At 71.7% G+C, this 6,904-nt stretch carries 8 protein-coding genes; 3 read left to right on the top strand and 5 right to left on the bottom strand.

The annotated features are described in order from the left end of the window. Positions 1–342: 342 nt before the first annotated feature. Positions 343–1,371 carry an alpha/beta hydrolase gene (locus ABD296_RS48450; RefSeq protein WP_344284997.1) on the bottom strand — a complete coding sequence of 343 codons (1,029 nt, stop codon included), beginning with the start codon at positions 1,369–1,371 and terminating at the stop codon, positions 343–345. A gap of 158 nt (positions 1,372–1,529) precedes the next feature. Between ABD296_RS48450 and ABD296_RS48445 the strand changes: the two genes are divergently transcribed. Both ABD296_RS48445 and ABD296_RS48440 read left to right on the top strand, forming a co-directional pair. Continuing rightward, a complete protein-coding gene (locus ABD296_RS48445; protein ID WP_344284994.1) occupies positions 1,530–2,261 on the top strand; it encodes an isocitrate lyase/PEP mutase family protein in 732 nt (243 codons plus the stop codon). A gap of 103 nt (positions 2,262–2,364) precedes the next feature. Continuing rightward, positions 2,365–3,195: an oxygenase MpaB family protein gene (locus ABD296_RS48440; protein WP_344284991.1), complete on the top strand. Its 831-nt coding sequence runs from the start codon at positions 2,365–2,367 to the stop codon at positions 3,193–3,195. Between the two features lie 25 nt (positions 3,196–3,220). Here the strand turns inward: ABD296_RS48440 and ABD296_RS48435 are convergent, their stop codons facing one another. Then, positions 3,221–4,096, bottom strand: a complete 876-nt coding sequence (locus ABD296_RS48435) for an alpha/beta fold hydrolase (protein ID WP_344284988.1) — start codon at positions 4,094–4,096, stop codon at positions 3,221–3,223. Positions 4,097–4,181: 85 nt separating this feature from the next. Between ABD296_RS48435 and ABD296_RS48430 the strand changes: the two genes are divergently transcribed. Further along, positions 4,182–4,733, top strand: a complete 552-nt coding sequence (locus ABD296_RS48430) for a CGNR zinc finger domain-containing protein (protein WP_344284985.1) — start codon at positions 4,182–4,184, stop codon at positions 4,731–4,733. A 7-nt stretch (positions 4,734–4,740) separates the two neighbouring features. Here the strand turns inward: ABD296_RS48430 and ABD296_RS48425 are convergent, their stop codons facing one another. From ABD296_RS48425 to ABD296_RS48415, 3 genes are all read right to left on the bottom strand, one after another. After that, positions 4,741–5,088 (bottom strand): VOC family protein, encoded by a 348-nt coding sequence (locus tag ABD296_RS48425; RefSeq protein WP_344284982.1) that lies wholly within the window; start codon positions 5,086–5,088, stop codon positions 4,741–4,743. A 93-nt stretch (positions 5,089–5,181) separates the two neighbouring features. Further along, the gene (locus ABD296_RS48420) at positions 5,182–5,664 is read right to left on the bottom strand and encodes a hypothetical protein (RefSeq protein ID WP_344284979.1); all 483 of its coding nucleotides are present in this window, start codon (positions 5,662–5,664) and stop codon (positions 5,182–5,184) included. Between the two features lie 35 nt (positions 5,665–5,699). Next, a complete protein-coding gene (locus tag ABD296_RS48415; RefSeq protein ID WP_344284976.1) occupies positions 5,700–5,822 on the bottom strand; it encodes a hypothetical protein in 123 nt (40 codons plus the stop codon). Positions 5,823–6,904: the final 1,082 nt, after the last annotated feature.

Genomic DNA, 6,904 nt, shown 5'->3' with positions numbered 1-6,904 from the left:
GGGATCTCGGCCCGTCCCGCGCGGTCCGCCGGCGGCCGGCCCGGCGCGGCCGGTCGGCCACCGCATGCGGTGGCGCGGATACGGCCGGGCGGGGACGGCCGCATCCGCGAGCGTCCTGTCCAGCAGGCACGCGGCGGGGGCCGCGCGGACGTTCTCGGTGGACTGCCCAAAGCGTCGTGTCGGCGGCCCGCCGGTGTCAACGAATCCACCGCGCACTGGATTTTCAATCCCGGTGAACGGCCCCGCTGAAATCACTGAAAAGGCCGTCCGAGCAGCGCGGACGGCGTGACCGGCCGGTTGCCGGGCACGCCGTCCGCGGAGCCGGGCGGACCCCGGTCGCCGTCAGGGCGCGATGCGCTTGCAGAGCCAGGCGAGCGCGATCGGGTAGCGGTAGTCGATGCCGCCGTGCCCGGCGTCGAACAGCTCGAAGTGGATCACGTCGGCGGACACCCCGGCGTCCAGCAGCGCGCTGTGGAACGCCTCGGCGCCCACGTCCAGGAACCACTCGTCGCGGGTGCCGCCGTCGATCCAGATGGCGCGCTGCGAGCGCATCGCGTCGGCGTGGCCGGGCACCATGCGCACCGGGTCCCAGGCGAGCCAGCGGTCCCAGACGTCCCGGCGGAGGACCCCGGTGACCGGGTCGAACGGCAGTTCCGGCGTGCCGTCGTCCCGGGCCGAGTAGCAGACGGCCATGCCGAGGATGTTCAGCAGCTCCATGTCCTCGGGCTTGGTGAAGGAGACCCGCGAGTTGAAGTCGTCCCACCAGCGCGCGATGTCGCCGCCGTACTTGCGCAGGTGCCGGACGCACTTGGGGAACTCCGGCAGGTAGCAGTACTCGAACAGGGCGTCGCCGGCGTGCGTGGCGAGCGCGCCGAACAGGTCGGGACGGAGCATCGGCGTGATCATCGCGCCGTAGCCGCCGCTGGACTTGCCGCTGATCGCCCGGTGCTCCGGCGCGTCCAGCGTCCGATAGCGAGCGTCCACCCACGGGACGACCTCGTCGCAGATGTAGGAGTGGTACTTGCCGGTACCGGGCGAGTCGACGTACTGGCTGCCGCCGTGCGCCGTCCAGGCGTCCACGAAGACGACGATCGCGGGCGGGGCCTCGCCGGAGGCGAACACGGCGTCGGCGGTCTCGGGGAACGGCTGCCGGTACGGCGTCCGGTTCCGCCATATCCCGACATGCCCGGTGAAGCCGGTGATCACGTAGACGGTCGGGTAGCGCCGCTCCGGCTCGTCGTCGTAGCCCGGCGGGACGTACACCAGCAGCGGGCGTTCGTGCGGGTCCTTCAGCGGGTTGCCGCGCAGCAGCTCGCTGCTGACGACGTGCTCCTCGAGACGTCCGGCGAATTCGGCGGACCACGGCAGCATGCGCACTCCCTCGTGTCACGGGCCACTCGATCATCTCGACGCTAACCCAGCCCCTCGCCTCCCGGGTGACCGCATCCCGCCATGTGCGGGAGGATGCCGGGCGGGCATGTCACAGAACGCCTCCCGATCCGGTCCACCTCCTGACGGAAGGAGACGAGATGACTGAGAACGCCGCCCGCCTGCGCGACCTGCACCGGCCCGGCGACCCGCTGCTGCTGCCGAACGTGTGGGACGCCGCGAGCGCCAAGATCGTCGAAGAGGCGGGGTACCCCGCGCTCGCGACCGCCAGCGCCGCGATCGCCGCGATGCTCGGCTACCCCGACCACGAGGGCGCGCCGGCGGAGGAGATGTTCGCCGCCGCGGGCCGGGTGATCCGCGCCGCCTCCGTCCCGGTGACGGTGGACGCCGAGGCCGGGTACGGGCTGCCGGCGGAGGAGCTGGTGGAACGGCTGCTGGCGATCGGCGCCGCCGGCTGCAACCTGGAGGACACCTACGCGGGCACGCTGGCGGAGCCGGAGAAGCAGGCCGAGTACCTCGCGGCGGTCCGCGCCGCCGCGGGCGACGCCCTGGTGATCAACGCGCGCGCCGACACGTTCATCGCCGGCGTGCCGGACCCGGTGGACGCCGCGATCGCCCGCGGCCGCCTCTACGTCGAGGCGGGCGCGGACTGCGTCTACCCGATCACCGCGCCGCCGGACACGGTCGCCGCGCTGGTCGAGGGCATCCCGGGCCCGGTGAACGTGAACGGCTTCCCGGGGACGTCGCTCGAGGGCCTGGCCGCGGCGGGCGCGGCCCGGGTGTCGTTCGGGCCGATGCCCTATTTGCGGGCCCTGGACTCGCTGAAGGAGTTCGCGGGACGCGTCCTGCGCAGCGAGGATCCGTACGCCTGATCGCCTGCGGGGCGTCCGGGTCGCCGGGCGCCCTTGCAAGCGCTTGCTTACTGATGGCACAGTGATACGGAAATCGCTTCTCTGTACCAGGAGTGAGGCCCGGATGACCGCGACCGCCACGTCCACGGAGCGCCCCCCGAAGATAGTCTTCGACGCGATCTCCGGCATGGCCCTGTCCGCCGCCGCCGCGAACGTCGTCATGCAGCTCTCCCGCCTGCCCGTCGGGCACGGCGTCGCCGAGAGCACCGTGGACAGCGGCCGCGTCGACAAGCACCCGATCAAGCGCGCGCGCACCACCCTCAGCTACATCGCCGTCGCGATGCTCGGCACCGAGGACGAACGCCTCGCCATGCGCCGCGAGGTCAACGGCGCGCACAAGCACGTCCGCGCGAAGGAACCCGTCCCCTACAACGCCTTCGACCGCGACCTCCAGCTGTGGGTCGCCGCGTGCCTCTACTGGGGCACCGAGATGATCTACACGATGCTCTACGGCGACCCGACCCCCGAGCAGGTCGACGCCCTCTACCGGCACGGCGCCCGGTTCGGCACCACCCTCCAGATGACCGAGGACATGTGGCCCCCCGACCGCGCCGCCTTCGAGGAGTACTGGACCGAGTCCCTCAAGAAGATCGAGATGGACGACGTCACCCGCGGCTACCTGCGCGACCTCACCGAGCTGCGCTTCTTCCACGCGCCCGTGCGCTGGACGCTCGGCCGGCTGCACCGCTTCCTCACCCTCGGCTTCCTGCCGGAGCCCTTCCGCGACGAGCTCGGCTACTCCTGGACCCCGCGCGACCAGGCCCGCTTCGACCGGTTCGCCCGGCTGCTGGCCCGCATCAACCGCGCCATGCCCCGTCCCCTCCGCGAGTTCCCCTTCAACGTCTACCTGTGGGACGTCAGGCGGCGCATCAAGAAGAGCCGCCCGATCGTCTGACGGCCGTCAGATCGTCTGACGGCCGTCACGGGCGCCTGTTGTCGAGGAAAGCGGCGATGAGCGGCGCGATCTCCGGCAGGTGGTCCTCCAGGGCGAAGTGCCCGGTGTCGAAGACGTGGAGCTCGGCGTCCGGGACGTCGCGCAGGTAGGCGTGCGCGCCGGGCGCCGGGAAGAACGGGTCGTTCGCGCCCCAGACGATGAGCGTGGGCGGGGTGTGCTCGCGCAGCCACGCCTCCCAGGCGCCATAGCGCTCGACGTTGGAGTGGTAGTCGAACGCCAGCGCGACCTGGGCCTCCTTGCGTCCGGGCAGGTCGAGGAAGTGCTGGTCGAGCGTCCAGCCGTCCGGCGCGATCGCGGCGGTGTCGGCGACGCCGGACTCGTACTGGCCGCGCGTCCCCTGGAGTGTGAGCAGGCCGCGGATCGTCTCCTCGGCGCCGTCCTGGCCGGGGCGCAGCGCGATGAAGTCGCGCGCGCCGTCCGACAGGCCGTCCTCGTAGGCGTTGCCGTTCTGGACGATCAGGCCGGCGATCCACTCGGGGTGGCGTTCGGCGAGCCGGAAGCCGACCGGGGCGCCGAAGTCGAACACGTACATGACGAACCGGGTCAGACCGAGCCGCCGCACGAAGCCCTCGGTGACGTCGGCGAGCCGGTCGAAGGAGTAGGCGAAGCCGTCCGGGGCCTCGGTGTGCCCGAAGCCGGGATAGTCGGGGGCGATCAGCCGGTAGCGGGCGCCCAGGACGTCGATGAGGCGGCGGAACTGGTGCGACGCGGACGGGAACCCGTGCAGGAGCAGCAGGACGGGCGCGTCGGCGCGGTCGGGGATCGACTCCCGGTAGAAGACGCGGACGCCGTCGACGTCCAGGTACCGGTGAGCCGTCCGGGCGACGGAGGGGAACGTCATGGCTAACGCCTTTCAAGACTGAAGATGCGTTAGTTATAGCCACCGACAATCTAACGTGTCAATGCGGAGATGTAGCATTAGAAGCATGAGCGATCTCGTCCCGCTGACCGGGGAGCCCCTCGCCCTGGACCTGATCAACACCCGCACGGCTGCCGCCGACCTGCTCGCCACCCCCGACGACCTGCACGCTTGGCTGCAACTCCAGGCCGGACGGCTCCCGGACGTCGCTTCACTCGACATACACGACGTATATCCCATACACACCGTACGCGAGCATGCGGCGAACGCGGTCGAGCGCGCCCGGCACGGCCAACGCCCGGACGCCGCCGACCTGACCGCGCTCAACGACCTCCAGCGCGCCGCACCCGCCATTACCGAGCTGACCTGGGACGGCGCGGCGGTCGCCGCCGCACGCCGCCGCTCGGGCCCGGCCGGGGCACGGCTGGCCGCATGGCTCGCCGAGGCCGCCGCCGACCTCCTCGCCGACCCGGCGGCCACCCGGATCCGGCAGTGCGCGGCCGACGACTGCGTCCTGCTGTTCCTGCCCGCCCACCCGCGCCGCCGCTGGTGCTCGGCCGCCCGCTGCGGCAACCGCGTCCGCGTCGCCCGCCACTACCAGCGCCACAAGCCCGGCTGATCCTGCGTCATCGATGGGCGAGGACGTTGATCACGCGGCCGTCGGGGTCGCGGACGAAGAACCGCCGCACGCCCCACTCCTCGTCCTGCAGGGGATGGACGATCTCCGCGCCCCGCTCGCGCATGGCCGCGTAGGCCGCGTCGACGTCGTCCACCTCCACGCTGATGTCGGGGTTGACCGGCGCCGTCCTGTCCGCGGACATGAAGCTGATCTGCGCCTTCTCCTCCGCCGGAGAGGCGAGCGTCATGATCCAGCCATGGTTCATGACCTCCTCGAAGCCGAGCAGACCGTAGAACTCGCGGTTCTCCTCAACGGCCTCGGAACGGACATTGGGCACGACACGGCGAACGGTCATTGAGCTGCTCCAGGGAAGACGTGTTCTCGGGGACGACGCTATGCGTCCGAGGCACGACGGTCTTGGACGAATGGGAGCCGTGTCGCCGGACGGTCAGCCGTGGCGGTGGCGGCGGACCGCATAGGCGGCCGTGACGGCGGCGAGCAGCGGGCCCCAGGCGACCAGCGGCAGGTAGCAGGCGTAGAGGATGGCGGCCTTGGCGCCGTGCGGCATCTCCGGGTCGTCGCCGCCGAACCCGAAGGACAGCGGCGTCCACAGCAGCATCAGCGCGACCGACCCGAGCGACGCCGGGACGATCGCGGCCAGCGGGCGGATCGGCCGGCCCCGCAGGACCGGCACCCAGCGCGGCCACACCTCACCCCACGGCCGGACGAGGCCAAGGCTGAGGAAGGCGAACGTCTCGGACGCGGCCGTCAGCGCGATCACGTAGGGCAGCATGAACCAGGGACCGTTCGCCGGGTCCTGCGACCCGGTGAAGCCCGCGGGCAGGCCGAGAGCGAACAGGATCCGCCAGATCCCGGCCGGAACCGCGCACCACATCGTCGCCTGCGCCGCCCAGTCCGCCCAACGAGGCACCGGCCCCCGCATCCTCTCGCCCGCCCCGACGGCGGTCATCGGATGGCTCCGAGCGCGTGAGCGGCGGGCTCACCGGACCCGGTGGCCAGCATGGCCCCGGCGATGAGTGCGGTGAGCACGGCGACCACCGTGACCTTGATCCTGACTTTCCGGGACATCGCAGCCTCCTGTTCTCGCGATGCCCCCACACTCCCGCCCGTCCCGCCGAGCCCGCCTCCCCCGAGCGGGCCATCCGCTTCCCCCGTCAGGACGGGCCGCCGCCGCGCTCCTCACTGGATGACCGCCTGAACGAGACCTCGAAGTTGAGCAGGCCCTCATACCGGCCTCTTGCCGTCCGCCCGCACGACCGCCAGCTCGCTCCCGGCCGCCCCACCGGATGCGGTCGGCACGCTGGTGGCCGATTCACCCGGCCCCAGACGTCCGCCGACGGGTAACGGCGCCCGGCCCCACCTGCGCGGAAAGCCTCGCCGCAGCCGAGCGCGCTCCATGAGAAAGGCGTTGTAGCGGCCACGAATCGCCATACCCACCGCCGCCAGACCCGGCCGCCCTCATGGGCAATCTGCACGCCGTCGCCGCGCGACGACTCGGTCCGGCCGCACCACCGGCACCCGGCCACGACCACGAAGACCAGCTTGATCAGGAACGAGTAGCTCCCCGATGAGGAGCACCGGCACGGCGGTGACCAGCCAGAGGACCGGCGCCCTCGCATACGGGACGGCGGATGCGATGGTCAGTGCGGTGCACGCTTGGCATATACCTGATCGGCTTCACCGAAGGCACATGCGCGCACGCCTGGGACCGGGGACACGGCGGAATCCACGCCCACGCGTTCGCCCCGTCCGCACTCCAGGTCTTCTTCGTGGCCCTGGTCGTCCTGGACCCGCTGGTGGTCCTGCTGATCGCCCGAGCACGCCCAGCCGCCGCCGCGCTGGCCGGCACTGTCACGGGAGCGGGCGTCACTGCCAACTGGATCGCCAACTGGCCCCACAGATGGGCCGCGATGGTGGGCTGTGGGAGTGGAAGACGGCTGGAGGCTGGTTGGTGTTCGGGTGCGTGGACGGGAGCGGCGTCTCGTGCCGGAGGGCCGACAGGCACAGATGGGCACCCGGACGGGCGGTATCGGACGTGGGGCATCCGGCCATGAGGGTGTTCGCGGGGAGCAAGAGGGGTGTTCGTGCGGTGGGGTGGCGCTGGCGTACGGGGCCGCCCCTCCAAAGTCAAGGGCGCCTTCGGCGTCGCT

The sequence above is a fragment of the Actinomadura napierensis genome, assembly GCF_039529375.1.
Classification (GTDB): domain Bacteria; phylum Actinomycetota; class Actinomycetes; order Streptosporangiales; family Streptosporangiaceae; genus Spirillospora; species Spirillospora napierensis.
Note: the sequence above shows the minus strand (reverse complement) of the source record. Positions and strands in the feature narration are given on the sequence as shown.